Here is a 21774-nt window from a genome sequence, read left to right as displayed (position 1 = left end):
TCCGTGCCGTCATCCGCGCCGAAGGGTACGCAGACACGTTCGAGCCGCGCGCGCAAGGCGCCGAGGTCGGTCGCCAGCGGGTCGAACACGAGCGTGATGTTGTTCATGCCGGGAATCGCCTCCTCGACATCGGGCCATGCCCGTGCGAGTTCGGCGATCCGCCAGATGTGCCGCTGCGTCTCGAACGACACTGCGTCGACCGCCGTCGCCACGAGCGCATGGTCGCCCAATTCGAAGATCTCGAACGCTGTCATCGGTCTGGTTTCGTCCAGGGTGGCCGGCGCGGCGCACGGCGTGCGCCGTCGAAGTGCGATCACTTTACCAATAAAACCGCCACATTCGATGTCGAGCGTTTGGCGCGCAGCCGCGACATATCCGACGGCTTTCGGCGTGGGCGCGCGCCGAATACATCGAGCGCTTCGACCGTCGGCGTCGGGATGTCCCGATTCGGTCCGGGGGTATCCGGCGCTCAGTCCGTTCGAGCGCGCGCACGCACCGCATCGCCCAGCGCGTCCTCCGGTCGCCGGCCGGATCCTTGCTCCGACTCGGGCCACGATGGGACGGGCGGGAACGTATACGGGTAGCCTGCATGCATCCGGTCTCGAAACACAGTCGTCCGATCCGTGCGAGGGTCGAGGAGATCGCGATCGTCGTCGCGCGCGCCGGGGGGCGACCCGCGCGTCAACGACGGCTCGGCGGATATCCACGCAGCGGCGTCCGATTCGGACTTCGGACGTACCCGGAACGTCTTCGCGGACGGGGCGGGCAGATCCCGCCACGTCTGCGCGCGCGGCACGGGATCCGAGACGCTTCGAGCGGGCGAAGGCGGAGTCGCGATGTTGCGCCTCGCGGGATCATAAACGGGTTCGTAAGCGGGTACGTAAGCGGGTTCGTAAGCGGGTTCGTAAGCGCGATCGTAAGCGGATTCGCCGAGCGCATCGCGCGCGAGGAACCGGGCAGGCGGGCCGCCATTCGGGTCGTCAAGCGGGGATGCGCCGACGGGTACGCACACCCCCGCCATCCCGCTCCCCGCCCAACACACCGCGCATATGCCGCGCCAAATGGCGCGGCGATTTGAAAAGACTGTCATGGGATCGACCTCCGGTTCCGCGTCGCGTTCTACGGACCGGTGACCCCGTCTGAGGTTGCACGGCGCACAGCGAATACGTCTTGTCCGACACCAGGACAGCCCGTTCTCGATCACACAAGTTCGAGCCGCGCGATGTACGGTAAATGATCCGACAGCCACGCCGTGCGTCGATCAGGTTCGATCCAATCGACGGGCGCGAAGCCGCGCACGAACATCTTGTCGAGCGCGAGCGTCGGCGAGAACGCGGGAAACGTCCGGCCCGGCCGTCCCAGCGCGGTCGCGACCTCGGTCATGCCGAGCGCGCCGAACAACGGCACCGAATCGTTTTTCCAGTCGTTGAAATCGCCGGCCAACACAAGCGGCCCGGTCGGCGCGTCGCGTTCGATCCAGTGCGCGATCCAGGTCATCTGACGCAATCGCGCCGCGCGCGTGAGCGCGAGATGCGCACACAACAGATGCACGTCGACCCCGTTGAAATTGACGCGCGCCACGAGCAGCCCGCGACGCTCAAAGCGGTGCGCCGAGATATCCCAACGGCCGCCGAGATCGAGCGGATGCGGCGACAGGATCGCATTGCCGTGGCGCCACGACGGCTTGAACACGTTTTGTCCGAGCGCGAGCTGCAGCCGCAGCGACGTCGCGATCTCGGTCGCCTGGCAGTCCCAGAGTTCGGGCGGCAGCGCGGCCACGGCTTCGCCGAAGCGCGACGTCTGCGACGCGACCGGCAAGCGGCGCGCCATGGCCTCTTGAAAAAAATACGCGTCGGCGCCGACGGTGCGGATCCAGTCGCGCATCGCCTCAAACGCCTGTAAGCCCAGCGGCGTACGGCCCTTATGCAGATTCCAGCTGACCGCGAGAAACGCGTCGCGGCCGAAAATCGTGTTGTCGTCGGGATTTCGCATGCGCCGATCGCACTATTTGGATCCGGATTCCGTCGCCGATCCGGCGTCGGCACTCGACGCCGCAGGACGCGTCCCCTCGTCGTCGGCCGCCGGCAATACGCTTGCCTGCAGGCGGTAGACGAGCGTCGGGTCGTGCGCGACGACCGTCCAATCGGTCCAGTTCGTCTTGCCGACGATCAGCGCGGGATGCGTCGCGTGAACGACGCGCGGTTGCGGCGGCAACGTACACCCTTCGCTCGTGTGCTGGGAGGCCGGGTCTTCGAGCGTCTCGGTCGCATCGATCGCGAAACTGACGCCGCGCTCGTCGACCGACGACGGCGTGACGGCAATCGAACGTGAGAGCGAAGCGCGTGCCTGGGGCACCTGCGCACATCCGACCGCATGGACGACCTCGTGTTCGCGAGACTGCGTCTGGGTCTGTTCGAGCGGCGTGTCGGCCTTGAATGTATCGACCGTCACGCCGTTTTCAATGACGTCGAGCTGCCAGCGTACGGTCGGCGTCGAGGCCTGCCCGTAAGCCAACCCGACTCCGCCGATATAGGCCAGGCACGCAATTGCCGCGGCCGCGCAAGCGCGCGGCGTCCGCCACTTCATAAGCGTCTCCGGTTCGGGGTGACGCTGCATAGTAACGCGATCGCGGCTCGCCCCGCTTGCGGGAGGCCTCGCCTCACCCGACCTGCGCGGGCGCGGCCAGCGTCTGCGCACGTAACAGATCCGCGAAGGTGTCGGGCGGCAAGGGCTTCGCGAGCAGGAAGCCCTGCACCTGATCGCAGAACAGGCTGTTGAGCTTTTCGAGCTGCGTCGCGGTTTCGACGCCTTCGGCCACGACGTCCATCTTGAGCGAGTGCGCGAGCGCGATGATCGCCGACACGATCGCGTAGGCTTCCTCTCCGTGCTTGTCGAGCCCGTCGGTGAAGAAGCGATCGATCTTGAGCTGCTTGACGCGAAATTGCTGCAGATAGGCCAGACTCGAATAACCGGTGCCGAAGTCGTCGATCGCGATCTCGAAGCCCTGCTCGTGGAAGCCGCGTATATACGCGACGGTCTTCTCGGCATCGTGCATCGCGACCGACTCGGTGATCTCGAACATGATCCGCTCGGGTCCGATGCCGTGCGCATCGACGATCGCGCGCATGCGCTCGACGAGATCGCGTTCGCGCAACTGGACCGGCGACAGATTGATCGCGACCTTCGTCGGCGCGAGTCCGGCCTTGTCCCACGCGACGAGTGTGCGGCACGTCTCGGCGAGCACCCAGTAACCGATCTGAATGATATGGCCCGAGCGCTCGGCGACCGGAATGAACTCGAGCGGCGTGAGCACGCCGAGCACGGGATCGGTCCAGCGCAGCAACGCTTCGCAGCCGACGAGCCTGGCTGCCGCGCCGTCATATTTGGGCTGGAATTCGAGCGTGAAGCGTCCGAACGTCAACGCCTCCTGAAGCCCGCGCTGGATGCTGTGCACGCGCATCGCCGTCTTCATCATCTCCGGCTCGAACACGCGGTACGTGTTGCGGCCGCTCTGTTTCGCGACATACATCGCGGCGTCGGCGTTGCGCAGCAGATCGTCGACCGTGAGCCCGTCGCGCGGATGCATCGCGATGCCGATGCTCGGCGTGATGCGCAGCGGGACGCCGTCCACGAGCAGGTCCTCTTCCATGCGCGTCAGTATCAACGCGGCGACGGCCGCGGCATCCTGCGGCGCGGAGAGCTGCTCGACCATGACGACGAATTCGTCACCGCCGATGCGCGCGATCGTGCCGTAGCGGCGCACCGCGTGACGCAGACGCAGCGCGAAGGCCTTGAGCACACCGTCGCCGATCGCGTGTCCGAGCGAGTCGTTGATGCCCTTGAAGCCGTCGAGATCCATATACAGGACGGCGAACGGCCGGCCCGTGCGCCCCGAACGCGCAATCGCGCGCGCGAGACGCTGGGAAAGCGTCGATCGATTCGGCAGTTCGGTCAGCGCATCGAGCGTCGCGAGGCGCAGCAGTTGACGATTGAGCGTCGACAGCGACGTCGACATCTCGGCCGTGCGGCGCACGAACCGGCGCTCGGCCATCGACAGCAACAACGTCGCGCTCAGCAGCGAGATCGTGAAGACGGTCAGCGTCAGCGCCATCCAGCGCGTGTCGACGTCGTTGGCCGACAGACAGATCGCGTGCGGCTCGATCGACGCGGCCCACATGCCCGTGTAATGCATGCCGCAGATCGCGATCCCCATGACGACGGCCGCGCCGCAGCGCCGCGCGGTCACGTTGCGGCCCTGCTCGATGCGCAACGCGTGCGCGATCCAGAGCGCCGCGATCGACGCGACGATCGCGATGAGCACCGACAGACCGACACGCGGAAGATTGAAGTCGATGCCGGGCGACATCCGCATCGCGGCCATGCCCAGGTAGTGCATCGACGAAATGCCGAAGCCCATGAGGACCCCGGCGATGCCGAGCCGTCTCGCCGACAGGATGGTCGCCGACGCGACGCGCAGCGCGAAATACGACACCCCGACGGCGACCGCGAGCGAAACGAACGTGATCCGGGAGTCGAAACCGATCCGGATCGGCAGCTCGAACGCGAGCATGCCGATGAAGTGCATCGCCCAGATCCCGAGACCGAACGCGAGCGCCCCGCCGATCAGCCAGCGCGTCTGACGTCCGCGCTCGACCGGATTCGCGAGCCGCCCCGCGATATCGAGCGCCGTATACGACGCCATCGTCGCCACAATGAGCGACAGCGCGACAAGCGACAGGTTGTAGGAACTGTTCATACGCGTCCTCAAGGCAATTCGCGCGATCGCGAAGTCGGGCTTCGCATACGCTCCCCCCCTGCTCGCCGAGTTAACGGCAAGCGCCGCAACGACTTGAGTAAAACGCGCGTGCGCGCGCGGGCCTGTCGTACGGGCGCGACAGGCCCGCGCGCGGCTTGCACGCGCCCTTTGGCGCGAACCCCTTGACGCGGCGTCCTGAGGCCCCGACAACGCCGCGCGACGGCGCTTTTGGCAGCACAACCATCGGGTTGCTAACTTGCGTCCTTTATGTCCACCGTTACACTGAATTCAAGGCACGACGGGGGTGCCTCGGTCGTTTCAGCACGCGGGGGTCATCATGACAACGACAGCAGTCGTACGGCAGGAACTGGCGGTCGCGGCATTCAAGAAGGTCTACGACATCGGCGCGATCGAGGCCGCGCTCGGCGAACTCGGCGACAACGCAAACGACGCGCTGCGCGCGACGTACGAAAAGATGCTGCGTATCGGCGGTCTGCGCTTTTGCGTCAAACCGAACCGGATGCCGGCGTTCGATCAGATCGGCGAAGAACTGCCCAATTTCCTCGAACCGCTCGAGGACGTCCGGCGTCAGGTCGCGTTGTGCAGCGAAACCGATGACCGGCTCGAACTGACGCCGATGCTGCTGCTCGGCGAACCGGGCATCGGCAAGACGCACTTCGCGAAGCACCTCGCACGGCTGCTCGGCACGACATCGCACTACGTCGCGATGAGTTCGCTGACGGCCGGATGGATCCTCTCGGGCGCCTCGTCGCAATGGAAGAACGCGAAGCCCGGCAAAGTGTTCGAAGCACTCGTGAACGGCAGTTATGCGAATCCCGTCATCGTCATCGACGAGATCGACAAGGCGAGCGGCGATACGAACTACGATCCGCTCGGCGCGCTCTACGCGCTGCTCGAACACGAAACGGCGTCGAGCTTCACCGACGAGTTCGCCGAGGTGCCGATCGATGCGGCGAGCGTCGTCTGGATCGCGACGGCCAACGATGCGCGCTCGATTCCCGAACCGATCCTGAACCGCATGAACGTCTATGAGATTCCGGCGCCCGACATCGAGGGCGCGCGACGCATCGCGCAGACGATCTACACGGAGATTCGCGATTCGCATGCATGGGGCGCGCGCTTCCCCGAGTGGCTCGGCGAGGATCCGCTCGACAAACTCGCGGCGATGAAGCCGCGCGAAATGCGCCGCGCGACGTTGCATGCGTTCGGCAATGCGCGGCTCGCGGGACGCGATGCCGTCATCGCCGAGGACGTCGAAATCGACCGGCTCGCGAAGCGTCGTCCGATCGGCTTTTGAGCGGATTTTTGACGGGGTTTTTAATCGAATTCCGACCGACATCGGAGCCGGTTCCGATGTCCTGCGTGGCGCGAACGCGCGCAATGTTGCTATGCTCGTTCGCGCCACGCATACGTGGTCCCCACATTCAAAAACAGAAAAGGATTGGCCCCATGAAACACGCACGTCGCTCGTTCCTGCTGCACAGTGCCGGTGTCCTGTCGGCGCTCGCGCTCTCCGGCACGGCCAGCGCAGCGGACCCGGTTGCCGAAAGCGATCCGACCGCGCAGGCGCTCGGCTACAAGGCCGACGGCAGCAAGGTCGACAAGACCAAATTCGCGCGCTACACGCCCGATCAGAAATGCGGGAACTGCGCGCTCTATCAGGGCGCGGCCGGGTCGGCTTCCGGACCGTGTCCGATGTTCGGCGGCAAGCTCGTATCGGCCAACGGCTGGTGCAACGCCTATTCGAAGAAGGCCTAACGAAACGCGCTGATAAGGCCGGCCTCAAGTAGCGGATGGAACCCGCGGATTGAACCCGCGGATCGAACCCGCGGATCGAACCCGCGGATCGAACTCGATCTCACGGTCGCGGCGCAACGCCACGATCGCTCGCAAGCGCGCACGGCGTCCATGACGACCGCGCACGCGCATCGCAGGCCGGCTGCGCCGCCCGACCTCGGTCGGGCCAGCCATCAGGCGAGTCATCCGGATCGCTATCAGGCCGGCGATCAGAACAGCCGTCAGGACAGCCATCAGGACAGCGAAGCGCCGGCAGGGCTTACACCTAGACCGTCAACCCCCTCGGCGCGCGGCCCGTTTGGACCGCATGCACCCATGCGCCGGCCGCCACGCCGTCCCCGGGTCAAACATGCGGCTGAAGGACATCGAAACGCGTGCTCGAACGACCGCGCCCGAATCGGATCCTGAGTGCGATATCGAGCACTATAGGAGCCGCAATACGGAGCGCGATCCGACGGCGATCCGATTGCGGGAAACCCCGGTGGGCGGGGATCGCGCAATCGGCGTTAGAGTGTGCCGAAGCGCCGCGTCGAACGAAAAACCAACACCAAGCTTTTTGAAACGCACTACACTCGGCGCTGGTTGTGCAGGGCACCGGCCGCCACACGACGATATCGATGCCGGCCTCCGCCACGAAGCCCGACGATACGCAACGCGCAGTCGTCACGGGGAAACGTCGGGCGTCTACGAGACGTCTGACCGGTGCGGCAGACTTTTGACCTGAACTGGAGACTTACATGACGCACACGCTGCAGAAAGTGTTTCCGATCGCCGCGGCTGCGGTCCTCTACGCGACGCTCGCCTCGCACGCGTACGCGGACGAGACCGTCAAGATCGGACACGTCGCACCGCTGACCGGCGGTATCGCTCACCTCGGCAAGGACAACGAGAACGGCGCACGTCTCGCGGTCGAGGAAATCAATGCGAAGGGCCTCACGATCAACGGCCAGAAGGTCACGCTCGTGCTCGATCCGCAAGACGACGCAGCGGACCCGCGCCAGGCGACCCAAGTCGCGCAGCGCCTCGTCGACGACAAGGTCGTCGGCGTCGTCGGTCACTTGAACTCGGGCACGTCGATCCCGGCTTCGAAGATCTACAGCGACGCGGGCATCGTCCAGATCTCGCCGTCGGCCACGAATCCGACCTACACGCAACAGGGCTTCAAGACGACCTATCGCGTCGTGGCGACCGATGCGCAACAAGGTCCCGCGCTCGCGAACTACGCGGCGAAGAGCCTGAAGATCAAGAACGTCGCGATCGTCGACGACGCGACCGCATATGGCGAAGGTCTCGCGAACGAATTCGAAAAGACCGCGAAGGCACTGGGCCTCAACGTCGTCTCGCATGACGCGACCAACGACAAGGCCGTCGACTTCCGCGCGATTCTGACGAAGATCAAGGGCGAGAAGGTCGACGCGATCATGTACGGCGGCATGGATGCGACGGGCGGTCCGTTCGCGAAGCAAGCCAAGCAGCTCGCGATCACCGCGAAGGTGCTCGCGGGCGACGGCGTCTGTACCGAAGACTTGTCGAAGCTCGCGGGCGACGCGTCCGACAACGTGATCTGCTCGGAAGCCGGCATGGCGCTCGAGAAGATGGCGGGCGGCCCCGAATTCTCGGCCAAGTATCAGAAGCGTTTCGGCCAGCCGATCCAGATCTATGCGCCGTTCACGTATGACGCGGTCTACATCATCGTCGACGCGATGAAGCGCGCGAACTCGACGGATCCGGCGAAGATCCTCGCCGCGATGCCCGCGACCGACTACAAGGGCGTCATCGGCGAAACGCAGTTCGACTCGCACGGCGATCTGAAGTCGCCGGTCATCTCGCTCTACGACTACAAGGCCGGCAAGAAGACGCTGCTCGACATCGTCAAGATGTAAGACCTCGCGGCGCGGGCTTCGACCGAAGCCTGCCGCCCGCGCGAACGGTATCGCCGCACCTGTGCGGCGGTGCCGCAGACACCCGGCGGCACGGGATGCGATCACGCGTCCCGTGCCGTTTTTGTTTGTCAAACGTACTTCACGTCCTTACAAATCGGTCCGCTTGCGCGCGCTGCGGCGCGTGCATGTCGCGCTCAAACCGTCTCGGGCGATAGACGCCATCGCGCGCGTTAAGCGGCCGGCCGCACAGTCGGCGCTGAAGAAATCCTTAAAATCAGCCGACAAAAGCGGCCTTGCCCGGCACGCGCAGCCGCATGCGTACACCGCTCCCCTTGTCCCGTGACGTCACGCGGCGGCGCGCACCCACGCGGCCCCCTTCGGAGACTCCATGACTGCGCCCGACTCGCGACGCGTGGCGAGCGAATACATGACACCGCTGCTCGGCCTCGTCGAGGCGCTGGCCGAAGGCGTGCTGCTCTGCTTCGGAAGCCGCGCGATCATTTACGCCAATCAAGCCGCGGCCCGCATCCTCGGCACGACGCGCGACGCCTTGCTCGATCCGCTCGCGCCGCGCTTCGTGCACACCGTGCTCGACGAACACGGCCGCCCGCTGCGCCGGCGCGACTGGCCCGATGCGCGCGCGCTGCGCACGGGCGAGACGGTCCGCGAAGCGTTCGTCGGGCTCGTGAACACACGCGACAACAGCGTGCGCTGGCTCGTCGTCACGTGTCAGCCGCTCGCCGACGATGCGTGCGGCGCGCCGAGCGCGTCGAGTCCATCCGGCGCGACGGGCGCGCTCGAAGCCGCCGACGGCGCGGCGGCGCGACGCGGCCGATGCGTCATGATCTCGTTCGAAGACGTGACCGAAGTCCGTGAAGCGCGCCGCCGCGTGCGTTTTCTCGCGACGCACGATTCGCTGACGGGCCTGTTCAATCGCGCCGCGTTCGAACAGACGGCCGGCGCGGCCTTGCCGCGCGCGAAGCTGCGCGGCGCCTCGACGGCCCTGCTCTATATCGATCTCGACCGTTTCAAGGGCGTCAACGACGCGTTCGGACATGCGGTCGGCGACGGTCTGCTCGTCGAACTCGCGCGCCGCTTCGAAAAGATCGTCGGCCCCGCCGGACACATCGCGCGTTGGGGCGGCGACGAATTTCTCGTGCTGCTCGACGATGCGCGCGAGGCCGAAGCCGTCGCGCAGCGGCTGATCGATATCGCGGCCGAACCGTGCGCGCTCGGCTCATTGAGCGTGAGCATCGGGCTGTCGATCGGCATTGCGATCGCACCCGAGCACGGTCTCGATCTCGCGACCCTGTTGCGCCACGCGGACACGGCGATGTATCGCGCGAAGGAGCACGGCCGCCATCAGGCGGAGATCTTCAATCCCGAGATGAACGCCCATCTCGAACGCCGCGCGCGCGTCGAGGCGGGTCTGCGCCGTGCGCTCGACCGCAATGAACTGTCGATCGTCTATCAACCCGTGACCGATCTGCGCTCGGCCGAGATGACGGGCGTCGAGGCCTTGCTGCGCTGGCGCTCGGCCGACCTCGGCGAAGTCGCGCCCGCCGAATTCGTGCCGCTCGCCGAAGAGACGGGCCTCATCGTGCCGATCGGCGAATGGGCGATGAAACAGGTGTTCGGCCAGGCGGCGCGCTGGCAGACGCTGCAAAGCGCGCACGCGGCCACGCTCGCGCCCGGCACGCCGCGACGCGTCCCGTTGCGCGTCGCGCTCAATGTGTCGGCCAAGCAGTTGCTCTGGTCGAACCTCGCGGACACGGTCGAACAGGCGCTCGGCGAAAGCGGGGCGATGCCGCGGCGGCTCGATTTCGAACTTACGGAATCGCTGCTGCTGCAGGACTCGGCGACGCTCGCGCTCAATCTGACGCGACTCCAGAAGATGGGGATCCACTTCTCGATCGACGATTTCGGCACAGGCTATGCGTCGATGTCGTATCTGCTGCGTTTTCCGATCTCGACCCTCAAGATCGACAAATCGTTCATCGGCCGCGTGCCGGGCGATCGCGATGCGATGTCGATCGCCGAGGCCATCGTTGCGATGAGCAGCGCGCTCGGGCTGCGCTGCATCGCGGAAGGCGTCGAAACCGACGCGCAACTCGAATTCCTGCGCATGGTCGACTGCGACGCCGTCCAGGGCTTTCGCGTCGCGCGGCCGCTCGACGCCGACGAGATCAGCCGGCGCCTGCTGACCCCGCTCGACGCCGAGACCGTCGGTCCGCTCCAGTAGGCTCAGTTCGCGACCGCGCGCGCCTCGCGGCGCGCCGGGCGCAGCACGTACGGGCCCGCCGCGGCGACGAGCGCCGCACACGCGATCACGACGGACATGCCGATCGGCAGCGTCGTCGCATGCGCGGTCACGCCGATGAGCACCGGTCCGATCAGCAAACCGATATAGGCCATCGCGGCGACGCGCGCGACGCCCTCGGCCGCATGCAGCCCCGGCACGCGCGCCGCCGCGAGAAACATGACCGGCATCATGTTCGACAGACCCAGCCCCATGAGCGCGAAGCCCGCGAGCGCAACCCACGGGGTGGGCACGAGCAGGCCCAGCACCATGCCGCCGCTCGCGAGGATGCCGCTGCCGACGACCAGTCGTCCGTCGTCGACGCGCGCTCGCACGGCGTCGCCCGAAAAACGGCCGAGCGCCATGCCGCCCGAGAACGCCGCATAGGCGGCGCTCGCGATGCCCGTGCTCGCGTGAACGACGTCGCGCATATAGACGGTCGACCAGTCGTACATCGCGCCTTCGGCGATCAGCGCGACCAGGGCGAGTATGCCGAGCGCGAGCACGCCGCGCCGGACATGGGCGCGGGCGCGCGCCTGCTGCTCCGACGCCGTGGGTTCGGGCATGGCGACATGCGGCAGAAGATAGGGGCGCGAAACGAGGATGATCGCGGCGCCGACCGCGCTCGCGAGCGCGAAATGCAGCGCGGGCGCCATGCCGTGCGACAGCGCGAAACCGCCGGCCGCGGCCCCGGCCAGCCCGCCGAGGCTGAACATGCCGTGCAGCGACGACACGATGGGCTTGCCGAGCGCGGCCTCGACGTCGGCCGCCTCGGTATTCATCGACACGTCGAGCGCCGCGCCGAGCGCGCCGTACATCGCGAGCAGCACGACGACGGGCCAATACCACGGCATCAGCAGGATCAGCGACGTCGCAATGCACGCGCCGAGTCCGCCGACCGTGCACGCGGCGCGCGTCCCGACGCGCGCGGCCCACTTGCCGATCTTGGGCATCGCGACGATCGAGCCGCCCGCGACCGCAAACAAGGCGACCGACAACTGCGCGTCGTCGAGGCCGAATTTTTCCTTGACCGTCGGGACATGGACGCCCCACGACGCGAACACCCAGCCGGCCGTGAAGAACAGGCCCATGCTGGCGAGGCGCGCGCGTCGGGCGGCGCTCAGGGATGAAATGCTGGAGTGATGAGAATCGGGCACGGGAATACGATCGGTCGGAATGGCGGTCTTGCCGAGCGGCGGCGGGGGCCGTTTGGCGGGCGTCGATGAGTGGTTGAGCGGATTCGCGGAGCAGCCGGGTCGCGGTCTTGTCCGGCCGGGGTCGTACGGCATCCTGTCGGCAAGCTTGCGCGGGCGATCATTCTAGAGCTTGTTCGCGTTTATCGCTGGCGCTCGCGTTGCATCTCGCGTGTCCGGCTTCGGGCGCCCGACTCCCGACTCCCGACTCCCGACTCCCGACTCCCGACTCCCGACTCCCGACTCCCGACTCCCGACGATCGTACGCAAGCGCGGGCGCTTTGCTACCCTTGACGAGACGGCGACGCACGCTGCGCCGGCCGCCTTCGATTCCTCGATCTCGCGAGTTGCCGTGAACGTATCCCTCGACGAACCTTTGCTGCTGCTCCACACCCTGCGTTTCGGCACGCTCGCGACGCGCTCGCGCGAGGACGCCTGCCCGTATCCGACCGTGCTGCCGTTCGCGCCCGATGCGCGGCACCGCCCGGTCATGCTCGTCAGCCGGCTCGCCGAACATACACGCAACCTCCAATCCGACGCCCACGCGGGCTTTCTGCTGTTCGACGCCGGTTCGAACGACGTGCTGTCGTCGCCGCGCACGACGCTGACCGGCCGCGCCGTGCCGAGCGAATGCGCGGGCGGCGGCGGCACCTCGCCCGCGCGCCGCTATCTGCGCTACCACCGCGACGCCGAGCGGTATCTCGCGCTCGGCGACTTTGCGTTCTTCACGTTCGTCCCCGCCCGGCTCCGGCATATCGGCGGTTTCGGCGCGATGGGCTGGATCGACGCGCACGACCTCAATCGCGTCGCGCCGATCGAGGAAGCCGAGGAGACCGCGCTGCTCGATGCGGCGGCGGGTTCGCTGCCCACGGGCGTGTCGCTGCTCGGCATCGACCGGCTTGGCGTCGATGCCGACATCGACGGACAGCGATTACGTCAAACGTTCGACTCGCCCGCGACCGATTCCACGGCTTTGCATACCGCGCTTTCGAACACGCTCGTGAATCTGGCGGCCAAATACTCGGCCATTCGCTGAGTCTCACGCATGCGACCGATCGTCGCATTTGCCGCGACTTCGGCTCGAATAAATCGAACGATTATTTCATTTTTGTAAGAAGACGGAAAACGTCTCCGATTCAATCCTCAGACAATAAAATTCGCGCGAATCAATCATCCTTGAGCGGTGAATCGCGTTGAATAGCTTGGTCGATGGGCGCTTTCGACGGTTTCTGCAGACGCTTCATACAGGCTCACGCGCAAGGTCCGCGCGACATACGCTCGACATCTTCAACGGATCGATCGAGTCGATGTCTGATTGATGGCGTAAATTCTTCCGATGATTGATCAAAAAGTTTAATAATCGATAACACGGTGAATACCCGAGATTTCTTTCCCATTTCTGAATGCCTCATGTATTATTCGAACCAGCCATAATGCACGACTGGTGACGACATGCGCTCATTCGCGGCGGCGTGATTGAACGGCATGATGACTCATAGACAAAAAGGAATCGCAATGTCTTCATACAAGGAACTGCTCGCGCAACGCGAGAAGCTGGAACAGCAGATCGAAGAGGCCAAGGAGCGCGAGTTCACGGCAGTCGTCGAGGACATCAAGCAGAAAATGGCGGATTACGGCGTGACGCTTGCGGACCTCGGCATCAATGCCGGCCGCGGCGCCAAGCTCGGCAAGGTCCGCGCGCGCGCAGGCGTCGCACCCAAGTATCGCGATCCGAATAGCGGCAGCACGTGGTCGGGCCGCGGCAAGCCGCCGAAGTGGATTGCCGGCCAGAATCGCGACCAATTCCTGATCCAGAAGTAAGCCGGCTACGAAACGGAAAACTAAGGGACCGCCGCCCTAATCGGTACAAGACGCCGCTTTGCATCGACCTGATTCGATCGCTTGATCCGATTCCGACGTTTTCCGTGTAGCACCCGCCGCATATGACGCCGTCCGTCCGCAATAGTGGTCGAGCGGCGTTTCCTTTTCAAATCACCGATTCGCCGATGCGACTGCCGAACATCGATTCGATGTCAGGTAAATCTTCGTGCACTCAATATAGTCTGACGAATAAGTCGTTTAATTCCGAATCTGCGTAAGTATTCGGCCTCGAATATTTGCGTACGCGGTAATGTGTTGTAAGGATTCTCGCTGATTTCGATCCGCGCATTTGATGCGCGCGTCACACGTTCGCATGGCGTACGCGGCGACACGCCCATTTCTGTACAAAGCCCCGCCGCAACGGAGCGGGAGCGATACATGGCCGCGCGCAATGCGACGCGCGACAGCGCGAATCAAGGGGAAAGGGTCAACCCGGGGCGATTGCCGGCGCCCGTAATATGACCCGTTATTCGAACGTGCGTATAAAACGACGCAGACGGTCTAAAGCGGCAATTGCGTATCGAACTTGATCTCGCGCAGCACGACACTCGTTCTGACCTGGGCGACGGCCGGAATCTTGAAGATCCGCTCGTGCAGGAAGGTGTCGTAGGCCTTGATATCGGTCGCGACGATCTTGAGGATGTAGTCCGCCTCGCCCGTCGTGCTGTAGCACTCGGTGACCTCGGGAAACGTGCTGATCTCGCGTTCGAACGATTCGGCGCCGCCATCGGCGTGCCGGCTCAGATGGATATGCGCGAGGGCGCAGACATGCAAGCCGAGCTTCTCGCGATCGAGCAGCGCCGTATAGCGCTGGATCACGCCCGACTGTTCCATGTCCTTGATGCGGCGCCAGCACGGTGTGCTCGACAGGCCGACCTGGTCCGAAATCTCCTGGACGGAGCGGCGCGCGTCGAGTTGCAAGAGGCGCAGGATTCGCTGCGAAAACGCGTCGAGTGCCAAGATGCCTCCCATGGGGTCGTTTTTCTCAAAATACTAGGTCGCCACCGAATGGAATGCAACGCGAATGGCCGCCCTGAGTACACCCTTGTTTGAATCCCCATGCGTCGGGCCCGCGCACCGTGTCTCCCCGGTGCGGCGGCGCCCGGGGTCGTTCAAAGCATCCCGAGGCTGCTCGGCGTGCGCTCGAGCGCCCGGGCGCCGCGCAGCGGTTGCAGGACTGCATCGAGGCCGGTCGGCGCGCGCCAGCTCATGCCGATATGCGGCATGCCGTGGTCGAGGTAGGGACCGTCGACCTTGCGGAACCGGAACTGCTCATAGAACGACTTGAGAAACGTCGGTGCGCTCAGGCGCACGAGATGGCCGGGCCAGCGCAGCGCGACCTCGCGCTGCAAATGTTCGAGCAACAGTTCCGCCGTGCCGTCGCCGCGGCGCTGCGCGCCCGTGAACAGGCGGTCGACGATGACCTCCGGCTCGTCGTCGTCGTTGACGCTCACGCGCGCGTACGCGGCGATCGGCATCGGCGAGATGTCGTGCGCGAAAAGGTGGACCGCGCGTTCGTCCTTGCCGTCGATATCGAGACGCACGCACGACTGCTCGACGACGAATACGGCGCTACGCGCCCGAAGGATCTGATAAAGCTCGCTCGACGACAATTCGCCAAAAGTCTTGCATGTCCAGTTCATGGCCGGCTAACCCCTAATCGCGTCATCAGTGCCCATTGACGCTGTGTTCGTATCGCGCGTGGCGCAGGTTCATGCAGCGCATCGCGGCGACGACGCCTCTGTACTTTTGAACGAGGATAGGGAACGCGGCGAACGCCGTATGTACGCGCGCGCACGGTCGTCGGGCCCGTTTTTCGATCAGGGAATTCCCGCAACGCCGCCCAATCCGGGTCGAGCCGCTCGGGCCCGTCCGCATTGCCTGTCGTGGCTTGCGGCCCATCCATATCGGTTTCGATATGGTTCCGCGGATAAATGGGATTAGACGGTGTCAGGCCCGATTGCTAGGCTGAAAAAGGTGTCGGGTCCACCGGCCCGGCCTTATGAAAAAAACGAAATCAGGAGACAGACATGGCTGATGTCAAGCGAGGCGCACTCCGCGCATTCGTCGCTGCTGCAGTGGTCGCGTGTGCGAGCTTCGGCGCACATGCCGCGGACAAGCAAATCACACTGGGTTTCTCGCAGGTCGGCGCCGAAAGCGCATGGCGCACGGCCAATACCGAATCGGTCAAGTCTGCGGCGCCGGCTGCGGGCATCAACCTCAAGTTCGCCGACGCCCAGCAAAAGCAGGAAAACCAGATCAAGGCGATCCGCTCGTATATCGCCCAGAAGGTCGATGTCATCGCATTCTCGCCGGTCGTCGAATCGGGCTGGGAACCGGTGCTCCAGGAAGCCAAGGCCGCGAAGATCCCCGTGATCCTGACCGACCGCAACATCGACGTGAAGGACACGTCGCTCTACGTGACGATGATCGGTTCGGACTTCCTTGAAGAAGGTCGCCGCGGCGGTCGCTGGCTCGAAGAGCACTACAAGGACAACCCGGGCCCGATCAACATCGTCGAACTCCAGGGCACCGTCGGTTCGGCACCGGCCAACGACCGTCACGCGGGCCTCGTCGAAATCATCCAGAAGGATCCGAAGTTCAAGATCATCGCGTCGCAATCGGGCGACTTCACGCTCGCCGGCGGCAAGCAGGTCATGGAAGCCTTCGCGAAGACCTACGCCGGCAAGTACAACGTCGTCTACGCACACAACGACGACATGGCGCTCGGCGCGATCCAGGCCATGGAAGAAGCCGGCGTGCACCCGGGCAAGGACGTTCAGGTCGTCTCGTTCGACGCGACGCATGGCGGCTTCCAGGCGATGGTCGACGGCAAGATCAATGTCGACGTCGAATGCAGCCCGCTGCTCGGACCGCAGCTGATGCAAGCCGTCAAGGACGTCGTCGCGGGCAAGGAACTGCCCCGCCGCATCAAGACCGAAGAAACGGTCTTCGTGCAAGCTGACGCGGCAAAGATCATGCCGACGCGCAAGTACTGATCCATTCGGATCCGTGCTGCACGATGCCGCGCCGCCCGCGGGCGCGCGGCATCTCGAAATCCGCACTATCTTGATTGAAGGCATCGCCGCTGCGCGCAGCGCAACGGCGATTTGTCGCATCGATCGAAAAGCGCTTCATACGCGATGGTCATGACCAACGACACTGTGCTTAACGAAGCAACACGCGCCGACGTCGCCCCCGTGCTCCAGATGACGGGCGTCGACAAGCGCTTTCCGGGGGTTCACGCGCTCAAGCAGGTCGACTTCCGCCTGCTGCCCGGCGAAGTCCATACCTTGATGGGCCAGAACGGCGCGGGCAAATCCACGCTGATCAATGTGCTGACGGGCGTGTTCGTGCCCGATAGCGGCGAGATCGTGCTCGACGGCCAGCCCGTGCGGTTCAATTCGCCGAAACAGGCCGAAGCCTGCGGCGTGCGCACGCTCTATCAGGAAGTCAACCTGTGTCCGAACCTGTCGGTCGCCGAGAATATCTACGCGGGCCGGCAACCGATGCGCAACGGCAAGATCGACTGGGCCGCGATGCGCGACGGCGCGCAAGACGCGCTCGCCCGGCTCAATATCGGCCTCGACGTCTCGAAGGCCCTCGATTACTACCCGATCGCGATTCAGCAGATGGTCGCGATCGCACGCGCGCTCAGTGTCGACGCGCGCGTGCTGATCCTCGACGAGCCGACCTCGAGTCTCGACGAGGACGAAGTCGCGCGGCTTTTTGCCGTGCTGCGTCAGCTCAAGCAAAGCCGCATCGCGATCCTGTTCGTCACGCACTTTCTCGAACAGACGTACGCGATCTCCGATCGGATCACGGTCATGCGCAACGGCGAACGCGTCGGCGAATACCTCGCCCGCGATCTCTCGCCCGCGCAGCTCGTTGCGAAGATGGTCGGTCATGAAGGCGTCGGCGAACGTCTCGAACAAACCGCGGCCGAGCTCGCCGAACGTCTCGACGAGCGCGACGCGGCCGCGCATGGCGCCGCCGCGCCGTTTGTCGAGATGCGCGGGGTCGGCAAACGCGGCCAGATGCAGCCCGTCGATATCGATATCCGGCGCGGCGAGATTCTCGGCCTGGCCGGGCTGCTCGGCTCAGGCCGCACCGAGACCGCGCGTCTGCTGTTCGGCGTCGACCGCGCCGATGCGGGCGACGTCGCGTTCAACGGTCAGGCGGTCAAGTTGCGCTCGCCGCACGACGCCGTCGCGCAAGGCATCGGGTTTTGCCCCGAGGACCGCAAGCGCGAAGGCATCGTCGCCGATCTGTCGATCCGCGAAAACATCGTGCTCGCGCTGCAGGCCAAGCTCGGCTGGCGGCGCTTCATCCGGCGCAAGCGTCAGCGCGCGATCGCCGACGACTACATCCGGCGCCTCGGCATCAAGGCCTCCGACGCCGAGCAGCCGATCGGTCTGCTCTCGGGCGGCAACCAGCAGAAAGTGCTGCTCGCGCGCTGGCTCGCGACCGAGCCTCAATTGCTGATCCTCGACGAACCGACGCGCGGCATCGACGTCGCGGCCAAGTTCGAAATCATGGATCAGATGCTCGCGCTCTGCGCGAAGGGGCTCGGCATTCTGTTCATCTCGTCCGAGGTGTCGGAAGTCACGCGCATGAGCCATCGCGTCGCGGTGCTGCGCGACCGCAACAAGATCGCGGAACTGAGCGGTCGCGAAGCGACCGACGAAAACATCTATCGATTGATCTCGGGGGCCTCGGAATGACCAAGGACGACTCGCGCGGCGGAGTGCGCGGCCTATTGCGGAGTCCGCTCGTCTGGCCGGCGCTCACGCTGGTGCTGCTGATCGCACTGAATCTCGTCGTGCATCCGGCCTTCCTGTCCATCACGCTGCTCAACGGCCATATGTTCGGCGCGCCGATCGACATCCTGAACCGTGCGGCGCCGCTCACGCTCGTCTCGCTGGGCATGACACTCGTCATCGCAACGCGCGGCATCGACATCTCGGTCGGCGCCGTCGTCGCGATCGCGGGCGCCATGGCGGCGACGCTGCTCGTCCCGACCATCACGTCGGCCGGCTATCCCGTCTATATCGCGGTCCTCGCGGCGCTCGGCGTCGGCTTGCTCAGCGGGATCTGGAACGGCACGCTCGTCTCGTTCGTCGGCATGCAGCCGATCATCGCGACGCTGATCCTCATGGTCGCGGGCCGCGGCGTCGCGCAACTGCTGACCGCCGGCCAGATCATCCCGATCTCGACGCCCGGTTATCTGTTTCTCGGCGGCGGCTACCTGCTAGGCATGCCATTTTCGGTATGGGTCGCGGCCGTCATCGTGCTCGGTACGTTCGCGTTGATGGAAGGCACGGCGCTCGGCCTGTTCATCCGCGCGATCGGCGTGAACCCGACGGCGACGCGCTTCGTCGGCCTGCGCATGAAGGCGATCGTGTTTCTCGTCTATGTGTTCTCGGGGCTGACGGCATCGATGGCCGGCGTGCTGATCAGCTCGAACGTGCGCAGCGCCGACGGCAACAACGCCGGGCTGCTGCTCGAACTCGATGCGATTCTCGCCGTCACGCTCGGCGGTACATCGCTGCTCGGCGGCCGCTTCAGCCTCATGGGCACCGTGCTCGGCGCGCTGATCATCCAGACCCTCACGTACACGACCTATTCGATCGGCGTGCCGCCCGAGGCCAACCTCGTCGTCAAGGCCGCCGTCGTGCTCGTCGTCAGCATCATCCAGTCCCCGATCGCGCGGTTCTACATCCTGTTCGCGTTCGGCAAGCGGAGCGTCACACCATGAATATCCGTTCGATGCTTGTCTCGCGCATCGCCGCCGTCACGGATCCGCGGACCTTGCCGCTGACCGTCACGATCGTGCTGTTCATCGCGCTCTTCGGTTTCGGCTCGGTCATGTACACCGGGTTCTTCTCGCTGCAGGTGCTGCTCGACCTGCTCGTCGACAACGCGTTCCTGCTGATCGTCGGCATCGGCGTCACGTTCGTGATCCTGTCGGGCGGCATCGACCTGTCGGTCGGCTCCGTCGTCGCGTTCACGACGATCGCCGAAGCCGTCATGGCCGAACACTGGCACTGGTCGGTCTGGGTCATCGTGCCGATCGTGCTCGTGATCGGCACGCTGTTCGGCGCGATCCAGGGCGCGCTGATCCACTTCTTCAAGCTGCAGGCCTTCGTCATCACGCTCGCCGGCATGTTCGTCGCGCGCGGGATCTGCTTCCTGATCACGCTCGACTCGATTCCGATCACCGACCCGACGTTCAAGGCCATTTCGACGCTGCGGATTCCGATCGGCTCGGCGGCCGTCAGCACGAACGTCGTCATTGCATTCGTGACCCTGCTCGCCGCGATCTACGTCGCGCATTACTCGCGCTTCGGGCGCAACGTCTACGCGATCGGCGGCAACGAGCGCTCGGCGCTGCTCATGGGCCTGCCCGTCGCGTCGACGAAGGTCGGCGTCTATGCGCTGTCGGGCTTCTGCTCGGCGCTCGGCGGCGTCGCATTCACGTTCTACGTGCTCTCGGGATACGGACTGCAGGCGCAAGGCATGGAGCTCGACGCGATCGCGGCGAGCGTGATCGGCGGCACGCTGCTCACGGGCGGCGTCGGCTATGTCGTGGGCACGTTGTTCGGCGTCGGCATTCTCGGCACGATTCAGACGCTGATCACGTTCGACGGCACGCTGAGTTCGTGGTGGACGCGGATCTTCATCGGCGCCCTGCTCTGCGTGTTCTGCCTGCTGCAGCGCATTATCGAGCGCCATGCGCGCGCCGACCGCCGCACGGGCGGCACGACGCAAGGCGGACGCGTGAAGCACGTCGATCGGCCGTCCGCGAAGACGCCGGCCGTGCAGAACGCGATCGAACACCCGATGACGTCACGCGCGCTCGAATCGTGACATCGCCCTCCCGAACCGGCGCGGCGCGCGCATGCCGCGCGTCAGACGCGCGCGCCGGTCTGGGGCTCGCGTTCGTCGAGATAGAGTTCGGCCGCGCGCTCGCGTATCGTCTCGAGCACCGCGAAGGCGGCCGGCGACAGCGGCGCTTCGAGCAGCGTCGCGATGCCGAACGGGTCCATGCGGCAATCGAGCGTGATCGGCACGAGCGCGCCGACGCCATGACTCACGTAGTACTCGGTGACCTCGCGCGGCAGCAGCGCGACGGTGTCCGAGCGGCCGACGAGACTCGTGATCAGCAACTGCGCGCCCGTCTCGACGAAGTCCGCGGGCGGCGTCACGCGGTTCACGCGAAACAGCTGGTCGAAACGGCGGCGCAGCACCGAGCCGGCCTCGGGCACGACCCACGGCCAGCGCGCGAGCTCGTTGAGCGAGACCTCGGACGCGCGCGCGAGCGGATGGCCGACGCGCACCATCGCGCAGACGTCCTCGCCGGCGAGCGGTTCGAATTCGATGTCCTGGTTCTTGTCTTCCTCGAGCGGCCGCGCAATCGCGATATCGAGTTCGCCCTGGCGCAACATCGGGAACAGCGTGTCGCTCGACTCGACGCGCACGATCATCCGGACCTGCGGGAAGCGCTGCTTGACGCGCACGACGGCATCGGGGATCAGGGCCGTCGCGGGCGACATGATCGTACCGATGCGCACGACGCCCGTGAGGCCCGACTTCATCGCGGCAATTTCGGTGAACGCATGATCGACCGCCGACAGGGCCGTGCGCGCGTGACGGATCATGCTGTCGCCGAACCACGTCGGCTGCAGGCCGCGCGGCAAGCGCTCGAACAACGCGATGCCCATGAGTTCCTCGAGTTCGCGCAACACGCGCGATGCCGCGGGCTGGGACATGCCGAGACTCTCGGCCGAACGCGCCATGTTGCGGGTCTCGTCGAGGCTCACGAGCAGCCGCAATTGCTGAAGCCGCAGGCGTCGCTGCGGCATCTTGTCCTGCGGGGCGGTATCCATTTTTGAACTTCAGGCATCTAAGAGGACGCGCGAACTATATCAATTTTTATATGCC

The 21774-nt window shown here is 65.3% G+C and carries 17 protein-coding genes and 1 pseudogene; 10 read left to right on the top strand and 8 right to left on the bottom strand.

What is annotated here, in order from left to right:
- Positions 1-44 precede the first annotated feature (44 nt).
- From D7S86_RS30040 to D7S86_RS00915, 4 genes and pseudogenes are all read right to left on the bottom strand, one after another.
- Positions 45-254: pseudogene (locus D7S86_RS30040) on the bottom strand (carboxyltransferase domain-containing protein); the annotation flags it as partial.
- A 946-nt stretch (positions 255-1200) separates the two neighbouring features.
- Complete coding sequence (locus D7S86_RS00925; RefSeq protein WP_121082248.1) at positions 1201-1992, bottom strand: endonuclease/exonuclease/phosphatase family protein; 792 nt, start codon at positions 1990-1992, stop codon at positions 1201-1203.
- A 12-nt stretch (positions 1993-2004) separates the two neighbouring features.
- Positions 2005-2586 carry a hypothetical protein gene (locus D7S86_RS00920; RefSeq protein ID WP_147432169.1) on the bottom strand — a complete coding sequence of 194 codons (582 nt, stop codon included), beginning with the start codon at positions 2584-2586 and terminating at the stop codon, positions 2005-2007.
- Positions 2587-2659: 73 nt separating this feature from the next.
- Entirely contained in the window at positions 2660-4768 is a 2109-nt protein-coding gene (locus D7S86_RS00915) for a putative bifunctional diguanylate cyclase/phosphodiesterase (RefSeq protein WP_338069138.1), read from the bottom strand.
- A gap of 325 nt (positions 4769-5093) precedes the next feature.
- Between D7S86_RS00915 and D7S86_RS00910 the strand changes: the two genes are divergently transcribed.
- The 4 genes from D7S86_RS00910 (at position 5094) to D7S86_RS00895 (ending at position 10699) form a co-directional block, all read left to right on the top strand.
- Positions 5094-6074 (top strand): AAA family ATPase, encoded by a 981-nt coding sequence (locus D7S86_RS00910; RefSeq protein WP_121082239.1) that lies wholly within the window; start codon positions 5094-5096, stop codon positions 6072-6074.
- Positions 6075-6226: 152 nt separating this feature from the next.
- Complete coding sequence (locus D7S86_RS00905) at positions 6227-6535, top strand: high-potential iron-sulfur protein (protein WP_121082237.1); 309 nt, start codon at positions 6227-6229, stop codon at positions 6533-6535.
- Positions 6536-7311: 776 nt separating this feature from the next.
- The gene (locus D7S86_RS00900; protein ID WP_121082234.1) at positions 7312-8457 is read left to right on the top strand and encodes a branched-chain amino acid ABC transporter substrate-binding protein; all 1146 of its coding nucleotides are present in this window, start codon (positions 7312-7314) and stop codon (positions 8455-8457) included.
- Positions 8458-8845: 388 nt separating this feature from the next.
- Complete coding sequence (locus D7S86_RS00895) at positions 8846-10699, top strand: putative bifunctional diguanylate cyclase/phosphodiesterase (protein WP_121082231.1); 1854 nt, start codon at positions 8846-8848, stop codon at positions 10697-10699.
- 2 nt (positions 10700-10701) lie between these two features.
- Here D7S86_RS00895 and D7S86_RS00890 read toward each other — a convergent pair whose 3' ends face one another.
- Positions 10702-11913 carry an MFS transporter gene (locus D7S86_RS00890; protein ID WP_240647945.1) on the bottom strand — a complete coding sequence of 404 codons (1212 nt, stop codon included), beginning with the start codon at positions 11911-11913 and terminating at the stop codon, positions 10702-10704.
- 388 nt (positions 11914-12301) lie between these two features.
- Here D7S86_RS00890 and D7S86_RS00885 point away from each other — a divergent pair, with 388 nt between their 5' ends.
- Both D7S86_RS00885 and D7S86_RS00880 read left to right on the top strand, forming a co-directional pair.
- Positions 12302-12985 carry a HugZ family pyridoxamine 5'-phosphate oxidase gene (locus D7S86_RS00885; RefSeq protein WP_121082226.1) on the top strand — a complete coding sequence of 228 codons (684 nt, stop codon included), beginning with the start codon at positions 12302-12304 and terminating at the stop codon, positions 12983-12985.
- A 479-nt stretch (positions 12986-13464) separates the two neighbouring features.
- Complete coding sequence (locus tag D7S86_RS00880) at positions 13465-13770, top strand: H-NS histone family protein (protein ID WP_121082224.1); 306 nt, start codon at positions 13465-13467, stop codon at positions 13768-13770.
- Between the two features lie 561 nt (positions 13771-14331).
- On the opposite strand, the gene D7S86_RS00875 is transcribed toward D7S86_RS00880, so the two are convergent.
- Positions 14332-14802 (bottom strand): Lrp/AsnC family transcriptional regulator, encoded by a 471-nt coding sequence (locus D7S86_RS00875; protein WP_420813182.1) that lies wholly within the window; start codon positions 14800-14802, stop codon positions 14332-14334.
- Between the two features lie 140 nt (positions 14803-14942).
- On the bottom strand, positions 14943-15473 hold the full coding sequence (locus tag D7S86_RS00870) for a GNAT family N-acetyltransferase (RefSeq protein ID WP_121082221.1): 531 nt from the start codon (positions 15471-15473) through the stop codon (positions 14943-14945).
- A 387-nt stretch (positions 15474-15860) separates the two neighbouring features.
- On the opposite strand from D7S86_RS00870, the gene D7S86_RS00865 reads away from it, so the two are divergent.
- The 4 genes from D7S86_RS00865 (at position 15861) to yjfF (ending at position 20700) form a co-directional block, all read left to right on the top strand.
- Positions 15861-16829, top strand: coding sequence for an ABC transporter substrate-binding protein (locus D7S86_RS00865; protein ID WP_121082218.1), 969 nt, complete (start codon positions 15861-15863; stop codon positions 16827-16829).
- Between the two features lie 150 nt (positions 16830-16979).
- Positions 16980-18554 carry a sugar ABC transporter ATP-binding protein gene (locus D7S86_RS00860; protein ID WP_121084153.1) on the top strand — a complete coding sequence of 525 codons (1575 nt, stop codon included), beginning with the start codon at positions 16980-16982 and terminating at the stop codon, positions 18552-18554.
- On the top strand, positions 18551-19588 hold the full coding sequence (locus tag D7S86_RS00855; RefSeq protein ID WP_121082215.1) for an ABC transporter permease: 1038 nt from the start codon (positions 18551-18553) through the stop codon (positions 19586-19588). The genes D7S86_RS00860 and D7S86_RS00855 overlap by 4 nt, the downstream gene beginning before the upstream one ends.
- Positions 19585-20700 (top strand): galactofuranose ABC transporter, permease protein YjfF, encoded by a 1116-nt coding sequence (gene yjfF, locus D7S86_RS00850; RefSeq protein ID WP_240647944.1) that lies wholly within the window; start codon positions 19585-19587, stop codon positions 20698-20700. Before D7S86_RS00855 ends, yjfF begins: the two co-directional genes overlap by 4 nt.
- Before the next feature lie 41 nt (positions 20701-20741).
- On the opposite strand, the gene D7S86_RS00845 is transcribed toward yjfF, so the two are convergent.
- Positions 20742-21719: a LysR family transcriptional regulator gene (locus D7S86_RS00845; protein WP_121082212.1), complete on the bottom strand. Its 978-nt coding sequence runs from the start codon at positions 21717-21719 to the stop codon at positions 20742-20744.
- Positions 21720-21774: the final 55 nt, after the last annotated feature.

It is taken from the genome of Pararobbsia silviterrae (assembly GCF_003628125.1).
In the GTDB taxonomy this organism is placed as follows: domain Bacteria; phylum Pseudomonadota; class Gammaproteobacteria; order Burkholderiales; family Burkholderiaceae; genus Pararobbsia; species Pararobbsia silviterrae.
The sequence above is the reverse complement of the archived record's forward strand: the minus strand, read 5'-3'. Positions and strand labels throughout refer to the sequence as shown.

Excerpts from the sequence above, each read along its gene's own strand:
- D7S86_RS00895 (WP_121082231.1), top strand. The coding sequence starts at position 8,846 with ATGACTGCGCCCGACTCGCGACGCGTGGCGAGCGAATACATGACACCG.
- D7S86_RS00875 (WP_420813182.1), bottom strand. The coding sequence starts at position 14,802 with ATGGGAGGCATCTTGGCACTCGACGCGTTTTCGCAGCGAATCCTGCGC.
- D7S86_RS00925 (WP_121082248.1), bottom strand. The coding sequence starts at position 1,992 with ATGCGAAATCCCGACGACAACACGATTTTCGGCCGCGACGCGTTTCTC.
- D7S86_RS00865 (WP_121082218.1), top strand. The coding sequence starts at position 15,861 with ATGGCTGATGTCAAGCGAGGCGCACTCCGCGCATTCGTCGCTGCTGCA.
- D7S86_RS00860 (WP_121084153.1), top strand. The coding sequence starts at position 16,980 with ATGACCAACGACACTGTGCTTAACGAAGCAACACGCGCCGACGTCGCC.
- D7S86_RS00855 (WP_121082215.1), top strand. The coding sequence starts at position 18,551 with ATGACCAAGGACGACTCGCGCGGCGGAGTGCGCGGCCTATTGCGGAGT.
- D7S86_RS00880 (WP_121082224.1), top strand. The coding sequence starts at position 13,465 with ATGTCTTCATACAAGGAACTGCTCGCGCAACGCGAGAAGCTGGAACAG.
- D7S86_RS00845 (WP_121082212.1), bottom strand. The coding sequence starts at position 21,719 with ATGGATACCGCCCCGCAGGACAAGATGCCGCAGCGACGCCTGCGGCTT.
- D7S86_RS00870 (WP_121082221.1), bottom strand. The coding sequence starts at position 15,473 with ATGAACTGGACATGCAAGACTTTTGGCGAATTGTCGTCGAGCGAGCTT.
- D7S86_RS00910 (WP_121082239.1), top strand. The coding sequence starts at position 5,094 with ATGACAACGACAGCAGTCGTACGGCAGGAACTGGCGGTCGCGGCATTC.
- D7S86_RS00900 (WP_121082234.1), top strand. The coding sequence starts at position 7,312 with ATGACGCACACGCTGCAGAAAGTGTTTCCGATCGCCGCGGCTGCGGTC.
- D7S86_RS00920 (WP_147432169.1), bottom strand. The coding sequence starts at position 2,586 with ATGAAGTGGCGGACGCCGCGCGCTTGCGCGGCCGCGGCAATTGCGTGC.
- D7S86_RS00905 (WP_121082237.1), top strand. The coding sequence starts at position 6,227 with ATGAAACACGCACGTCGCTCGTTCCTGCTGCACAGTGCCGGTGTCCTG.
- yjfF (WP_240647944.1), top strand. The coding sequence starts at position 19,585 with ATGAATATCCGTTCGATGCTTGTCTCGCGCATCGCCGCCGTCACGGAT.